General features: G+C 55.8%; 12 protein-coding genes. 10 read left to right on the top strand and 2 right to left on the bottom strand.

Annotated elements, in window-relative coordinates:
• Both focA and ycaO read right to left on the bottom strand, forming a co-directional pair.
• Nucleotides 1–858 (bottom strand): formate transporter FocA, encoded by an 858-nt coding sequence (gene focA / locus SOM40_RS07555; protein WP_142488914.1) that lies wholly within the window; start codon nt 856–858, stop codon nt 1–3.
• A 405-nt stretch (nt 859–1,263) separates the two neighbouring features.
• Nucleotides 1,264–3,024 (bottom strand): 30S ribosomal protein S12 methylthiotransferase accessory factor YcaO, encoded by a 1,761-nt coding sequence (gene ycaO / locus SOM40_RS07560; protein WP_106992581.1) that lies wholly within the window; start codon nt 3,022–3,024, stop codon nt 1,264–1,266.
• Between the two features lie 139 nt (nt 3,025–3,163).
• Here ycaO and SOM40_RS07565 point away from each other — a divergent pair, with 139 nt between their 5' ends.
• From SOM40_RS07565 to SOM40_RS07610, 10 genes are all read left to right on the top strand, one after another.
• Nucleotides 3,164–3,856: a DUF421 domain-containing protein gene (locus SOM40_RS07565; RefSeq protein WP_106992582.1), complete on the top strand. Its 693-nt coding sequence runs from the start codon at nt 3,164–3,166 to the stop codon at nt 3,854–3,856.
• A 162-nt stretch (nt 3,857–4,018) separates the two neighbouring features.
• A complete protein-coding gene (gene serC, locus SOM40_RS07570) occupies nt 4,019–5,107 on the top strand; it encodes a 3-phosphoserine/phosphohydroxythreonine transaminase (RefSeq protein ID WP_106992583.1) in 1,089 nt (362 codons plus the stop codon).
• A 68-nt stretch (nt 5,108–5,175) separates the two neighbouring features.
• The gene (gene aroA / locus SOM40_RS07575; protein WP_320457116.1) at nt 5,176–6,459 is read left to right on the top strand and encodes a 3-phosphoshikimate 1-carboxyvinyltransferase; all 1,284 of its coding nucleotides are present in this window, start codon (nt 5,176–5,178) and stop codon (nt 6,457–6,459) included.
• Nucleotides 6,460–6,646: 187 nt separating this feature from the next.
• A complete protein-coding gene (gene cmk, locus SOM40_RS07580) occupies nt 6,647–7,330 on the top strand; it encodes a (d)CMP kinase (RefSeq protein WP_032617356.1) in 684 nt (227 codons plus the stop codon).
• 111 nt (nt 7,331–7,441) lie between these two features.
• Nucleotides 7,442–9,115 (top strand): 30S ribosomal protein S1, encoded by a 1,674-nt coding sequence (gene rpsA, locus SOM40_RS07585; RefSeq protein ID WP_004860074.1) that lies wholly within the window; start codon nt 7,442–7,444, stop codon nt 9,113–9,115.
• A 120-nt stretch (nt 9,116–9,235) separates the two neighbouring features.
• The gene (gene ihfB, locus SOM40_RS07590) at nt 9,236–9,523 is read left to right on the top strand and encodes an integration host factor subunit beta (RefSeq protein ID WP_032617358.1); all 288 of its coding nucleotides are present in this window, start codon (nt 9,236–9,238) and stop codon (nt 9,521–9,523) included.
• Between the two features lie 215 nt (nt 9,524–9,738).
• The gene (locus SOM40_RS07595) at nt 9,739–12,003 is read left to right on the top strand and encodes a ComEC family protein (RefSeq protein WP_320457115.1); all 2,265 of its coding nucleotides are present in this window, start codon (nt 9,739–9,741) and stop codon (nt 12,001–12,003) included.
• Between the two features lie 36 nt (nt 12,004–12,039).
• Nucleotides 12,040–13,788, top strand: a complete 1,749-nt coding sequence (gene msbA / locus SOM40_RS07600) for a lipid A ABC transporter ATP-binding protein/permease MsbA (protein WP_106992586.1) — start codon at nt 12,040–12,042, stop codon at nt 13,786–13,788.
• The gene (gene lpxK / locus SOM40_RS07605) at nt 13,785–14,783 is read left to right on the top strand and encodes a tetraacyldisaccharide 4'-kinase (protein ID WP_320457114.1); all 999 of its coding nucleotides are present in this window, start codon (nt 13,785–13,787) and stop codon (nt 14,781–14,783) included. The genes msbA and lpxK overlap by 4 nt, the downstream gene beginning before the upstream one ends.
• Before the next feature lie 11 nt (nt 14,784–14,794).
• The gene (locus tag SOM40_RS07610; RefSeq protein WP_320457113.1) at nt 14,795–16,024 is read left to right on the top strand and encodes a winged helix-turn-helix domain-containing protein; all 1,230 of its coding nucleotides are present in this window, start codon (nt 14,795–14,797) and stop codon (nt 16,022–16,024) included.
• Nucleotides 16,025–16,037 lie beyond the last annotated feature (13 nt).

Consider the following 16,037-nt stretch of genomic DNA (forward strand, 5'->3'; position numbering starts at 1 on the left):
TTAATGATGGTTATCGCCACGCAGGTAAATGACCCAGTATGTCAACCCAACCAGCAGACCACCGCCAATAATGTTCCCGATTGTGACTGGGATCAGGTTATCAGTAATGAAGTTCATAACGGTCAGGTGAGAGAAACTTTCCGGGCTGGAACCTACTGCGGTCCAGAACTCCGGGCTGGCAAAATCACGGATTACAATACCCAGAGGGATCATAAACATGTTTGCAATACTGTGTTCAAAGCCGCTGGCAACGAACATGGCGACAGGCAGAACCATGATCATGGCTTTGTCCATCAGGCTGCGTCCGGAGTAGCTCATCCAGACGGCCAGGCAGACCATCAGGTTGGCGAGAATGCCAAGCGCAACGGCTTCAATAAATGTGTGATGTACTTTGTGGTCGGCGGTCTGCAGGACATTAAGCCCCCACGCGCCGTTAGCGGTCATATATTCACCCGACAACCACATCAGCAGGACAAACAGCAGGCAGCCAATCAGGTTTCCAACGTAAACGTTGAGCCAGTTTTTTGCCAGTTGGCCCCAGGTAATCTTACCGCTGGCTTTCGCGACGACGATAAGCACCGTAGAGGTAAAGAGGTCAGCGCCGCAGATAACGCACAGGATCAAACCCAGTGAGAAACAGATGCCGCCGATAAGCTTGGCGATACCGAAAGGCATCCCGGCAGTACCGGTGGTGGCGGTGATATAGAAAACAAAGGCAATGGAGATGAACACCCCGGCAGTGATGGCCAGGAAGAACGTCGTCATCGGTTGTTTCGTTGCTTTATAGACACCCGCTTCTTCGGCAACTTTCGCCATGGCAGCTGGGAGTAAAAGATCAAAAGGGTTGTCAGCTTTCACACTAACTCTCTCTTTATTAAGTCGGCGACGAGATACTAACAAAGCATTATAGAAGAGAAATTGATGTAGATCATATCTCGCCTGGCTTATAGGCCCGCAAAGTGCGTGGTTTTTCGGCAAATGCGGAGTAAGTATTTGATTATCCGTATAAAAATAAATTTTAAATCTTACAAAATGATTTGATTTTTTTCTTCCGACGCTCTCCCGGACAGTTAATTATAATGGAGTATTTCATATAAAAAGTAACAATAACCGTCAGGTCGCCATTATTATAGCTACCAATATTTAACTTTATTATTACAATTAAATTTTATCGCCGTAGAAATAAAAAACGGGGCAATAAAATTGCCCCGTAATATAACGTAGGCGAATGTATACGCCTACTATCTGTAATGTTATGTAACGTTATTTAGCCCAAAAAGCGCTTTTGGCCTTCTGCAGTTTCTCATAGGCCTTCAGCAACGACTGGTGAGCAGGGAAGGCTTTCAGATCGCTATCCACCGCCTGCAGGCCGTGGAATGGCGCTTCGCCGCTCAGGGCCGCGCTGGCGTTCTCTACCGCTTCGGCACCGTACATGCGGGTGAAGGCGTTCAGATATTGCAGCGGCTGACGATCCTCTTCCTGGGACAGCAACAGCAGCGTCTGCAGGCAACGGTAGTAGTTCGCACGCTCTGCGCTGAATACTGAGGCATTGAACTCGATAGTCCACTCGGTCCAGATCAGCGCCTGCTCCAGGTCGCCGCCCGCCAGTGCCAGCATCGCCTTCAGCTCACCGATACGCAGAGTGTACCAGCCGTTGTCTTTGCCCGTCGCCAGGCCCAGCAGCTCGCGCACGCGGGTAAAGTCGTCGTGGCCTTCGTCGTCCAGCTGGGTGATGAGGTTCAGGTAATCCTCTTTCTCCCATGCGCTCTCCGGCAGGGCCAGCAGGGTTTCGCGCAGGTGCGCACCCATGCTGTTATTCGCCAGCCACAGATCTTCCACCGGATAGATATCGGACATGCCCGGGACCAGAATACGGCATGCATAGACGCTGAGGTGCTCGTAATCCGCGATGTACACTTCCTGGCCTTCGGCAGTGAAGATCGCCATCAGGGTGGCAAACTCTTCTTCCGTGGTGCCGGCGAAGCTCCAGTCAACAAACGGATAATCCGCGTCCTGCTTGAACATATCCCAGGAGATAGAGCCGCTGGAGTCGATGAAGTGCGTCTCCAGGTTGGCGTGCTCAGCCACTTCTTCGTCATCGAAGGTCGGCGGGGTGAACACGTCGAGATCTTTCAGGCTACGACCCTGCAGCAGCTCGGTGACGGTACGCTCCAGCGCTACGCCAAAGTCCGGGTGCGCGCCGAAGGAGGCGAAGCAGGTGCCGTTCGCCGGGTTGAACAGTACCACGCAGATCACCGGGTACTTACCGCCCAGGGAGCCGTCATAGGCAAAGATTGGGAAACCTTCGGCTTCCAGTTTGGCGATAGACTCCACCACGCCCGGGTAGCGGGCCAGCACGTCAGCCGGGATCTCCGGCAGGCTGATGGATTCCGCGATAATGCGGTTCTTAATATGACGCTCAAACACCTCGGACAGGCCCTGAACACGCGCTTCGTTGCGGGTGTTACCGGCGGACATGCCGTTGGAGACATACAGATTGCCGATGATATTCATCGGAATATAGACGGTTTGCTCATCAGACTGACGGGTAAACGGCAGGGCGCAGATACCGCGATCTTCATTACCTGACTGCAGGTCGATCAGCATGCTGGCGGTCAGCTGATTGTCCAGATCGTAAAACGCGCGCAGGCGATCGTCGAGGATCCCTTCCGGCAGTTCGTCGTCTTCCGTCAGCGGGAACCATTTTTCATTTGGATAGTGAACAAACGGGCCATTCGCCACGGTGTCGCCCAGCCAGAAATCGGCAAAGAAGTAGTTGGTGGACAGACGCTCAAAATACTCACCCAGCGCAGAGGCCAGTGCCGCTTTTTTGGTGGCACCTTTGCCGTTGGTAAAGCACAGCGCGCACTCTTTATCGCGAATATGCACAGACCAGACGTGAGGGACCGGGTTAAGCCAGGAGGCTTCTTCGATATTAAAGCCCAGGTCGGTCAGTTTTTGCTGGAAGCGAGCGATGGAATCTTCCAGGGCGGCGTCTTTGCCGGGGATAAACGTTTGAGTCATGGCGATCACTTATATCGTACGGAAAGCGCGCAATGATACGGGTTTTACATGGCAGGCGCTATCTCCCCAGCGGTTTCGGCGAAAATAAAAGGCTGGGCTATGCTTATATTCAGTAACCTACTGTAAAGGAATATAAAAAATGAAAGCATTCGATCTTCACCGAATGGCCTTTGATAAAGTACCCGTTGAGTTTTTAGGTGAGGTCGCGCTGCGAAGTCTCTATACCTTTGTACTGGTTTTCCTGTTCCTCAAACTTACAGGGCGGCGCGGCGTGCGTCAGATGTCGCTCTTCGAAGTGTTAATCATTCTGACGCTGGGGTCGGCGGCGGGTGACGTGGCCTTTTATGACGACGTACCGATGATCCCCGTCTTTATCGTTTTTGTCACCCTGGCGTTGCTCTATCGGCTGGTGATGTGGCTGATGTCGAAAAGTGAAAAGCTGGAAGATCTGCTTGAGGGTAAACCGGTCGCCATTGTCGAAGAGGGCAAGCTGGCCTGGGAAAAAGTTAAGCGCGCCAACATGACCGAGTTTGAGTTCTTTATGGAACTGCGGGTGAGCAGCGTCGAGCAGCTTGGACAGGTGAAGCTGGCCATTATGGAGACCAACGGGCAGATAAGCGTCTATTTTTACGACGATGACCAGGTTAAGCCCGGACTGTGCATATTGCCGGATGAATTTGTGGAACGTTTTATGACAATACCCGAAGTCGGCGACTATGCCTGTCGACGTTGCGGCCATGTTGAGATGCTACAGGCCGGGGCGCATCAATTATGTCCACGCTGCACGAATCCGGAATGGACGAAGGTTAGCCGGGCCAAACGCATCACCTGACAGCCATTTTGTCGGTTTTGTGACAACCCGCTGGCAGAATGTATTGTGTGACGGCGGGCACATTTCCTGGGTCATAAGTTTTAGACATTGCGGCGCGTGTCACTGAATGATAAAACCGATATCCACAGTTATAACTTATGGCTTTTAGCGTGGTGAGGGGAAATGGCTCAGGTCTTTAATTTTAGTTCAGGTCCGGCAATGTTACCGGCGGATGTACTCAAACAGGCTCAACAGGAGCTGTGCGACTGGAACGGTCTTGGCACCTCGGTGATGGAAGTCAGCCACCGTGGTAAAGAGTTTATTCAGGTGGCAGAAGAGGCAGAAGCAGATTTTCGCTTCCTGCTAAATATCCCCTCAAATTACAAAGTATTATTCTGCCACGGTGGCGGACGCGGTCAGTTCGCGGGCATTCCGTTGAACCTGCTGGGTGACAAAACCACCGCGGACTACGTTGATGCCGGTTACTGGGCGGCCAGCGCAGTAAAAGAAGCGCACAAATATTGCTCCCCGAACGTGATCGATGCCAAAGTCACCGTCGACGGTTTACGCGCGGTGAAGCCGATGAGCGAATGGCAGCTCTCCCGGGATGCAGCCTACCTGCACTACTGCCCGAATGAAACCATCGACGGCATCGCCATCCATGAAGAGCCCAACTTTGGCGAGAACGTGGTGGTGACGGCGGACTTCTCCTCTACCATTCTCTCTGCGCCGCTGGATGTCAGCCGCTATGGCGTGATCTACGCCGGCGCGCAGAAAAACATCGGCCCGGCCGGTCTGACCCTGGTGATCGTGCGTGAAGATCTGCTGGGTAAAGCCCACAAATCCTGCCCGTCGATTCTCGATTACACCGTGCTGAACGATAACGACTCCATGTTCAACACCCCGCCGACCTTTGCCTGGTACCTCTCTGGCCTGGTCTTTAAATGGCTGCGAAATAACGGCGGCGTGGCGCAGATGAACAAGATCAACCAGCAGAAATCTGAGCTGCTGTACAGTGTGATCGACGGCAGCGATTTCTACCGCAATGACGTCGCCAAAGCTAACCGCTCCCGCATGAACATCCCGTTCCAGCTGGCTGACAGCAATCTCGATAAACTGTTCCTGGAAGAGTCCTTCGCCGCAGGTCTGCACGCGCTGAAAGGCCACCGTGTGGTGGGCGGAATGCGTGCATCTATTTATAACGCCATGCCGTTCGAAGGCGTTCAGGCCCTGACCGACTTCATGACTGATTTCGAACGTCGCCACGGTTAATTGCGCCCCTGTTTACCCCGCGGCCAGGCTGCGGGGTTTTTATTATGTTGAATTGAGAGTTAAGTTTCATGGAATCCCTGACGTTACAACCTATCGCGCGGGTAGATGGCACCATTAATCTGCCTGGTTCAAAAAGTGTCTCGAACCGCGCCTTGCTGCTGGCAGCGCTGGCCAACGGCACCACTGTTCTCACTAACCTGCTGGACAGCGATGACGTTCGCCATATGCTCAATGCGCTGAAAGCGTTGGGAGTCCACTATACCCTGTCCGCCGATCGCACCCGCTGCGAAGTGACCGGCAATGCCGGGGCCCTGCACTCCGCTGAGGCGCTGGAGCTGTTCCTCGGTAATGCCGGTACGGCAATGCGTCCGCTGGCGGCGGCCCTGTGCCTGGGCTGCAACGACATCGTACTGACCGGCGAGCCGCGCATGAAAGAGCGCCCGATTGGCCACCTGGTGGATGCGCTGCGTCAGGGCGGCGCGCAGATTGAGTATCTGGAGCAGGAAAACTATCCGCCGCTGCGTCTGCGCGGTGGCTTTACCGGTGGCGAAGTGGCGGTGGACGGTAGCGTCTCCAGTCAGTTCCTGACCGCGCTGCTGATGACCGCACCGCTGGCGCCGCAGGACACCACGATCACCATCAAAGGTGAGCTGGTATCCAAACCTTACATCGATATCACTCTGCACCTGATGAAGACCTTTGGCGTAGAAGTTGAAAACCACAGCTACCAGCGTTTCGTGGTGCGCGGTGGGCAGCAGTACCAGACGCCAGGTAACTACCTGGTAGAAGGCGATGCCTCATCGGCCTCCTACTTCCTGGCCGCAGGCGCCATTAAAGGTGGCACTGTCAAAGTGACCGGTATCGGCCGCAACAGCGTGCAGGGCGACATTCGCTTTGCCGATGTGCTGGAGAAGATGGGCGCGGTGGTCACCTGGGGCGATGACTTCATCTCCTGTACCCGCGGTGAACTGAACGCCATCGATATGGACATGAACCATATCCCGGATGCGGCGATGACCATTGCCACGGCGGCACTGTTTGCCAAAGGCACCACCACGATGCGTAACATCTATAACTGGCGCGTTAAAGAGACCGATCGCCTGTTCGCGATGGCCACTGAACTGCGCAAAGTAGGTGCCGAAGTGGAAGAGGGCGAGGACTATATCCGCGTGACGCCACCGGCCCAGCTGCAGGCGGCGGAAATTGGCACCTACAACGACCACCGGATGGCGATGTGCTTCTCGCTGGTGGCGCTGTCGGATACCCCTGTCACCATTCTCGATCCGAAATGCACCGCGAAAACCTTCCCGGACTATTTCGACCAGCTGGCGCGTATCAGTACGCTTGCCTGACGATCCTCTGCCGCACCGCCCGGTGCGGCACTTAATTACTTACACTTCATGACGCTGTCATCGTCCAATTCTTCTACACTCAGCTTCAATCATTCCGTAATTTGCACGCAAAGGTAACAGTTGTGCACGTTGATGCGTATAATGCGCGGCGTTTACACAACGGTATGCCTACTTTAAGGAGAAAAAGATGACGGCAATTGCCCCGGTTATCACCATTGACGGGCCGAGTGGTGCAGGGAAAGGTACTCTGTGCAAAGCAATGGCGGAAGCATTGCAATGGCATCTTTTAGATTCGGGCGCAATCTATCGTGTGCTGGCGCTGGCTGCTCTGCATCACCATGTTGATGTGGCTTCTGAAGAGGCGCTGGTGCCGCTGGCCGCTCATCTGGACGTGCGTTTTGTCTCTACTAACGGCAACCTGGAAGTGATTCTGGAAGGGGAAGACGTCAGCGGTGAGATCCGCACCCAGGACGTGGCGAATGCCGCCTCCCAGGTTGCTGCTTTCCCGCGCGTTCGCGAGGCGCTTTTACGCCGCCAGCGCGCCTTCCGCGATGCACCGGGCCTGATCGCCGACGGACGCGACATGGGCACCGTGGTTTTCCCGGATGCGCCGGTCAAAATTTTCCTCGACGCGTCCTCGGAAGAGCGCGCGCAGCGCCGCATGCTACAGTTGCAGGAAAAGGGCTTTAGTGTTAACTTTGAACGTCTTTTGTCCGAGATAAAAGAACGCGACGACCGCGACCGTAATCGCGCCGTTGCGCCGCTTGTTCCCGCAGATGATGCATTAGTTCTGGATTCTACCAGTTTAACTATTGAGCAAGTGATTGAAAAAGCGCTACAATATGCGCGCCAAAAACTGGCAATCGCGTAATCGCGACAGATTTAGCAGTACCCCCGCTGCAATGGATTGACGGCGGGTATGTGAAACAACCCCATCCGGCATGGAGCCAGGTGGACGTTAATATTAACCTGAAGATTAAACATGACTGAATCTTTTGCTCAACTATTTGAAGAATCCTTAAAAACAATCGAAACCCGTCCGGGTTCCATCGTTCGTGGTGTTGTTGTTGCTATCGACAAAGATATCGTACTGGTTGACGCCGGTCTGAAATCTGAGTCCGCCATTCCGGCAGAGCAGTTCAAAAACGCCCAGGGCGAGCTGGAAATCCAGGTTGGTGACGAAGTTGACGTTGCTCTGGATGCAGTAGAAGACGGCTTCGGTGAAACCCTGCTGTCCCGTGAGAAAGCTAAACGTCACGAAGCTTGGATCACGCTGGAAAAAGCTTACGAAGAAGCTGAAACTGTAGTCGGTGTTATCAACGGCAAAGTTAAAGGTGGCTTCACTGTTGAGCTGAATGGTATTCGTGCGTTCCTGCCAGGTTCACTGGTAGACGTTCGTCCAGTTCGTGACACCCTGCACCTGGAAGGCAAAGAGCTTGAGTTCAAAGTAATCAAGCTTGACCAGAAGCGTAACAACGTTGTTGTTTCCCGTCGTGCCGTTATCGAATCCGAAAACAGCGCAGAACGCGATCAGCTGCTGGAAAACCTGCAGGAAGGCATGGAAGTCAAAGGTATCGTTAAGAACCTCACTGACTACGGCGCATTCGTTGACCTGGGCGGCGTTGATGGCCTGCTGCACATCACCGACATGGCGTGGAAACGCGTTAAGCACCCAAGCGAAATCGTGAACGTGGGCGACGAAATCACTGTTAAAGTGCTGAAGTTCGACCGCGAGCGTACTCGTGTATCCCTCGGCCTGAAACAGCTGGGCGAAGATCCATGGGTTGCTATCGCTAAACGTTACCCAGAAGGTACTAAACTGACTGGTCGCGTTACCAACCTGACCGACTACGGCTGCTTCGTTGAAATCGAAGAAGGCGTTGAAGGCCTGGTGCACGTTTCCGAAATGGACTGGACCAACAAAAACATCCACCCATCCAAAGTTGTTAACGTTGGTGATGTAGTGGAAGTTATGGTTCTGGATATCGACGAAGAACGTCGTCGTATCTCCCTGGGCCTGAAGCAGTGCAAAAACAACCCATGGCAGCAGTTCGCGGAAACCCACAACAAGGGCGACCGTGTTGAAGGTAAAATCAAGTCTATCACTGACTTCGGTATCTTCATCGGCCTGGACGGCGGCATCGACGGCCTGGTTCACCTGTCTGACATCTCCTGGAACGTTGCAGGCGAAGAAGCAGTACGTGAATACAAAAAAGGCGACGAAATCGCAGCAGTTGTTCTGCAGGTTGACGCAGAGCGTGAGCGTATCTCTCTGGGCGTTAAACAGCTCGCAGAAGATCCGTTCAACAACTGGGTTGCACTGAACAAGAAAGGCGCAATCGTAAACGGTAAAGTGACTGCAGTTGACGCGAAAGGCGCAACCGTAGAACTGGCTGACGGCGTTGAAGGTTACCTGCGCGCTTCTGAAGCTTCACGTGACCGCGTTGAAGATGCAACTCTGGTTCTGAGCGTAGGCGACGACGTTGAAGCTAAATTCACCGGCGTTGACCGCAAAAACCGTGCAATCAGCCTGTCTGTTCGTGCTAAAGACGAAGCTGATGAGAAAGATGCAATCGCAACTGTTAACAAACAGGAAGATGCAAACTTCTCTAACAACGCAATGGCTGAAGCTTTCAAAGCAGCTAAAGGCGAATAAGTTACTCGTAGAGTAACTTGACAGATTGCAGGATTCGTCCTGTAATCAATAACAAAGGGCGGCTACGGCCGCCCTTGTTTAAGCTGATTAGCTAATGGGTTTGAAGGAACCGGAGGAATCATGACCAAGTCAGAATTGATCGAAAGACTTGCCAGCCAGCAATCGCACATTCCTGCGAAAGCAGTGGAAGATGCCGTAAAAGAGATGCTGGAGCATATGGCGACCACTCTTGCACAGGGCGAGCGCATTGAAATCCGCGGTTTCGGTAGTTTTTCTCTGCACTATCGTGCTCCACGCACCGGGCGTAACCCGAAGACTGGCGACAAAGTAGAGCTGGAAGGTAAATACGTTCCGCACTTTAAGCCGGGTAAAGAACTGCGCGATCGCGCCAATATTTACGGTGACTGAGTCTGGCCTGCGGGCGAAACTGAGTCATCAAAAGAAAAGCACCTGCGGGTGCTTTTTTTGTTTCTGTATTTCCCGATCCTGAACCGGCACCGCACGTTTTTCGGCCGGTTGCTGCAAACCGATCATTTCTCGCCAGCCCTGGCTGCAACCTCACACTTCCATACCTGACATGCTAAACGACCCGGCGCACACTGCTCTGATACAGGGAGGTGTAAATGTGTCTGTCAACGCTCGCGACATGTCTAATCCTGGCCATCTTACCGCTGCTCTGGTTGCCCGTGCTGCCGGCGCTACCGGTTATCCAGGCCACGATCGTTGCCGGCGTCCTGCTGGCCTTAATTCGCCATCAGATTGCACGCTATCTGGGCTTCTGGCTGCTCTTTTTTGCCTGGGGCGGGCTGGCAGCGCTGAGCGCAGTCTGGCCGATGCAGCATCTGACCAGCGGGCCGCAGAAAGCTGAAGTGGAGATCCTGGCGACCGGAAGCGACACGCGGTATCAGGCCCGTATCATCCGGCTTAACGGCAGGGCGATGCTGCCCGCACCAGGCGTCGCGCTGTATGGCAATACGCTACCGCAGCCGGGCTGTGCCGGGCAACGCTGGAAGATGACCCTGACGCTGCGGCCCGTGCACGGTCAGCTTAACGACGGGGGATTCGATGCCCAGCGCTATGCTCTGGCGCAGCACCAGCCGCTGACCGGGCGTTTTACCCATGCAGAGATAATGGATGCCCGCTGCAGCTTACGCGCGCGGTATCTTGCCACGCTGACAAATACGCTCTCGTCGTATACCTGGGGGCCGGTTCTGCTGGGCCTTGGCATGGGGGAGCGTCTGGCGGTGACGCCCGACATCAAAAATCTGATGCGGGAAACGGGCACCGCGCATCTGATGGCAATTTCAGGATTGCATATTGCGCTGGCGGCGTCGGTTATCTGGCTGCTGGTACGCAGCATACAATTTTTCGTTCCGGCGCGCTGGGTAGGCTGGCGTGCTCCGCTGGTGGCGGGATTCTGTTTTGCCGCTTTTTACGCCTGGCTCACCGGATTGCAGCCACCCGCGCTGCGCACCGTCGTCTCGCTGGGTGCGTATCTGGCGCTACAGTTGAGCGGCCGTCTCTGGTCGCCATGGCAGATATGGCGGGTTTGCATCGCCGCTATTCTGTTGGTCGACCCGTTGGCGGTGTTATCCCATAGTCTTTTACTGTCGGCCTTTGCGGTGGCGGTGCTCATTTTCTGGTATCAGTGGGTGCCCAGGCCCCGTTTAACCGGGCCATGGGCGATCCAGGCGGTGGTTAATCTGCTGCATCTCCAGCTCGGCATGCTGTTGCTGTTGCTGCCGGTGCAGGTGATGGTCTTTCACGGGTTCAGCCTGTCATCACTGGTTGCGAACCTGGTAGCAGTACCGCTGGTAACCTTTATCTCGGTGCCGCTCATTCTGCTGGGAATGTGGCTGCATCTCGGGATATGGCCGCTGGCGGAAAACGGGGTCTGGACACTGGCGGATGGCTCACTGTCGCTGCTGTTTGGCTTCCTGACCACGCTGCCTGACGGTTGGATCCCGGTCGATAAGCGCTGGCTGTGGCTGACCCTGCTGCCCTGGGTCGTCATTATCGCCTGGCGGATGCGCGGCGCACGAACTTACCCGGTGGTCTGTGTGTCGGCACTGGTGCTGGCAGCCAGTCCGTTATGGCGGGCTAACAAAACGGAAGGGTGGGCGGTGCATATGCTGGATGTCGGACAGGGGCTGGCAGTGGTAATTGAGCGGCAGGGGAAAGCGATTTTATATGACACCGGGCCTGCATGGCCGGGCGGGGACAGCGCCCAACAGCTGATTATTCCCTGGCTGCGCTGGCACCACCTACGCCCGGAGGGGGTGATTGTCAGCCATGATCATCTGGACCATATTGGTGGGCTGGCGTCGCTACGTCAGGCGTGGCCGAAGATGTGGATACGCAGCCCGCTGCGCCAGGAGGGACATAGAGCCTGTTTTCGCGGTGAGCGCTGGCAGTGGCAGGGGTTGACCTTCAGCGCGCACTGGCCTCTTGCCACCACACCGCAGCACGGCAACAACGGCTCCTGCGTGGTAAAAATTGAGGACGGCACCCATAGCCTGTTGTTAACCGGGGATATTGAGGCGCAGGGAGAAAAAGCGATGCTCAGTCATCACTGGCAATATCTTGCGTCTACACTTATCCAGGTGCCGCACCATGGCAGTAATACCTCTTCGTCACTCCCTCTGGTGCAGCGCGTGGGTGGGCGCATCGCCCTGGTGTCTGCATCCCGCTATAACGCGTGGCGTCTGCCCTCGAACAAGGTGGCTCGCCGTTACAGAAAGGAGGGGTATCTCTGGTTAACCACGCCCCGATCTGGACAAATCACTGTGTCGTTTTCGCAACATGGCTGGCAAATCCAACGCTTACGGGATCAAATTTTCCCCCGTTGGTATCATCAGTGGTTTGGCGCGCCCGGAGATAACGGGTAGAATATGCGGCTATTTCAACAAATGCTGGTTTTTTGAATGCATAACGACAAAGATCTCTCCACGTGGCAGACCTTCCGCCGACTCTGGCCGGTGATTGCACCCTTCAGAACGGGCCTTATCGTGGCGGGCGTAGCGTTAATCCTCAACGCAGCCAGCGATACCTTCATGTTATCGCTCCTCAAACCGTTACTGGACGACGGTTTTGGTAAAACGGATCGCTCAGTGTTGCTCTGGATGCCACTGGTGGTTATCGGCCTGATGATTTTACGCGGCATCACCAGCTATATCTCCAGCTACTGCCTCTCGTGGGTATCCGGCAAAGTGGTAATGACCATGCGCCGTCGCCTGTTCAGTCACATGATGGGCATGCCGGTGGCGTTCTTCGACAAGCAGTCGACGGGCACCTTGCTGTCGCGTATTACCTACGACTCCGAGCAGGTAGCCTCCTCCTCCTCCAGCGCACTGATTACCGTGGTACGTGAAGGGGCCTCGATCATTGGCCTGTTCATCCTGATGTTCTGGTACAGCTGGCAGCTGTCGCTGATCCTGATCGTGCTGGCGCCAATTGTGTCGATCGCTATCCGCGTCGTCTCCAAACGTTTCCGCAGCATCAGTAAGAACATGCAGAACACGATGGGGCAGGTGACCACCAGCGCCGAGCAGATGCTGAAAGGGCATAAAGAGGTGCTGATTTTTGGCGGCCAGGAAGTGGAAACCAAGCGCTTCGATAAGGTCAGCAATAAGATGCGTCTGCAGGGGATGAAGATGGTTTCCGCCTCTTCCATCTCCGACCCGATCATTCAGCTTATCGCCTCTCTGGCGCTGGCGTTTGTGCTGTATGCTGCCAGCTTCCCGAGCGTGATGGAAACCTTAACCGCCGGTACCATTACCGTGGTCTTCTCGTCGATGATTGCCCTGATGCGCCCGCTGAAATCGTTAACCAACGTTAACGCCCAGTTCCAGCGCGGGATGGCAGCCTGTCAGACACTGTTCGCTATTCTCGATTCCGAACAGGAAAAAGACGAAGGTAAGCGCGTCATCGAGCGCTCAACCGGCGATGTGGAGTTCCGCAACGTGACCTTCACCTATCCGGGTCGCGACACGCCTGCTCTGCGTAACATCAATCTGAAAATCCCGGCAGGCAAGACCGTGGCGCTGGTGGGCCGTTCAGGCTCCGGTAAATCGACCATCGCCAGCCTGATCACCCGCTTCTATGATATCGATGAAGGCGAGATCCTGATCGATGGTCACGATCTGCGCGAGTATACCCTGCGGTCGCTGCGTAACCAGGTCGCCCTGGTTTCCCAGAATGTGCATCTGTTTAACGACACCGTCGCCAATAACATTGCATATGCCCGTAACGAAGAGTACAGCCGTGAGCAGATTGAAGCGGCGGCGCGGATGGCCTACGCCATGGACTTCATCAATAAGATGGATAATGGCCTGGATACCATTATCGGTGAAAATGGCGTGCTGCTCTCCGGCGGCCAGCGCCAGCGTATCGCCATTGCGCGCGCGCTGCTGCGTGACAGTCCGATCCTGATCCTTGATGAAGCCACTTCGGCGCTGGATACCGAGTCTGAACGTGCGATCCAGTCTGCGCTGGATGAGCTGCAGAAGAACCGTACCTCGCTGGTGATCGCGCACCGCCTGTCGACTATCGAAAAAGCCGATGAAATCGTGGTGGTGGAAGATGGTTACATCGTCGAACGCGGCAGCCATACCGACCTGCTGGCGCATCAGGGCGTGTATGCGCAACTTCATAAGATGCAGTTTGGCGCATGATTGCCCGCATCTGGTCCGGTGAGTCTCCGCTCTGGCTGCTGCTGTTGCCGCTCTCCTGGCTGTATGGCCTGGTCAGCGGCCTGATCCGCCTCAGCTATAAAGTGGGGCTCAAACGGGCCTGGCGTGCACCCGTACCGGTGGTAGTGGTGGGGAACCTTACCGCTGGCGGCAACGGTAAAACGCCGGTGGTGATCTGGCTGGTGGAACAGCTGACCCAACGCGGGATCCGCGTGGGGGTCGTCTCCCGGGGATACGGCGGCAAGGCGGAGCGCTATCCGCTGCTGCTGACCGCGCAAACCACCACCGCGGAAGCGGGTGATGAACCGGTGCTGATCTTTCAGCGCACCGGTGCGCCGGTGGCAGTCTCGCCGGTACGTAGTGAGGCGGTTCAGGCCCTGCTAGCCCATGCTGATGTGCAGATGGTGATTACCGACGACGGGCTGCAGCACTACGCCCTGGCCCGGGATAAAGAGATCGTGGTGATTGACGGCGTGCGCCGCTTTGGTAACGGCTGGTGGTTACCCGCCGGGCCGATGCGCGAGCGCGCTTCTCGTCTGCGTTCTGTGGATGCGGTCATCGTCAACGGCGGTACGGCACAGGCGGGAGAGATCCCGATGCAGCTGAGCCCAGGCCTGGCAGTAAATCTGCTGACCGGCGAACGGCGTGACGTCGCTGAACTCCCTGATCTGGTGGCCATGGCCGGTATCGGTCATCCTCCACGCTTTTTCGCGACCCTCGAAGCCTGTGGTGCCCGGCTCCTTAATACGGTGCCGCTGGCCGACCACCAGGCGCTAAGCCTCGAACAGGTTGACGGCTTTACCGCTCCCGGTCAGACGCTGATCATGACCGAAAAAGATGCGGTGAAATGCCGGGCATTTGCCCGCGATAACTGGTGGTATTTGCCGGTTGACGCTGAACTGCAGGGCGAACAGCCCGAACAACTCCTGCAGGCGCTGATTGCCCTGGCAGAAGAGGTTTCCCCGCGCACTCATTAACAGGAGATGGCATGGCTTTACCGCAACTTACGCTTTCAGCCGCACGTCATCTTCATCTCGCCGCGCAGGGGCTTTTGAAAAAGCCCCGCCGCCGCGCGCAGCCCGCCGATATTCTTACTACCATCCAGCGCATGTCGCTCCTGCAGATCGACACCATCAATATCGTTGCCCGCAGCCCGTATCTGGTGCTGTTCAGCCGTCTCGGCCACTATCAGCCCGAATGGCTGGATAACGCCCTGCGTCAGGGCGAGCTGATGGAATACTGGGCGCACGAAGCATGCTTTCTGCCGCGCAGCGATTTTGCGCTGGTGCGTCACCGGATGCTCTCCCCCGACAAAATGGGCTGGAAATACCGTCAGGCATGGATGCAGGAGCATGCGGAGGAGATTGATCAGCTGATCGCCCTTATTCAGGAGAAGGGCCCGGTGCGTTCCGCTGATTTCGAACATCCCCGCAAGGGAACCAGCGGATGGTGGGAGTGGAAGCCGCATAAACGTCATCTTGAGGGGTTGTTTACCGCCGGAAAGGTGATGGTGGTTGAAAGGCGAAACTTCCAGCGCGTCTACGATCTCACGCACCGGGTGATGCCGGAGTGGGATGACAGCCGGGATATGCTGACCCAGGCGGCGGCCGAAGCCGTAATGCTGGAAAACAGCGCTCGCAGCTTAGGCATTTTCCACGCCCGGTGGTTGGCCGATTATTATCGCCTGCGTCAGCCGGTGCTGGCTCCGCTGTTTGAGCGCTGGCAGGCGCAGCAGCAGGTAGTGCGTGTCGAGGTAGAGACGCTGGGAGAGATGTGGCTGCATGCCGATCTACTGCCGCTGCTTCCTCTTGCAGAGGAAGGCAAGCTCACCGCCACCCACAGCGCCGTCCTGTCGCCGTTTGATCCCGTCGTCTGGGATCGCAAGCGTGCTGAGCAGCTGTTTAACTTCAGCTACCGGCTGGAGTGCTACACCCCGGCCCCGAAACGTCAGTACGGCTATTTCGTTCTGCCACTGCTGCACAAAGGGCAACTGGTGGGGCGGATGGATGCCAAAATGCACCGCAAAACCGGCGAGCTGCAGATTATCGCTCTCTTTCTGGAAGAGGGTGTCCGGGTCAGCGCCGGGCTGGAAAAGGGGCTCACTGCCGCAATCAGCGACTTTGCAGGCTGGCAGGGAGCAACACGGATCGCGCTGGGCCATCTTCCTGACGGACTTTTTGCTGCCTGTCGACGTGGCTGGGAAATAGACGCGGTCTGAAAAAGGAATATGG

The organism is Leclercia sp. CFBP8987 (genome assembly GCF_034044995.2).
Classification (GTDB): Bacteria; Pseudomonadota; Gammaproteobacteria; order Enterobacterales; family Enterobacteriaceae; genus Enterobacter; species Enterobacter tamurae.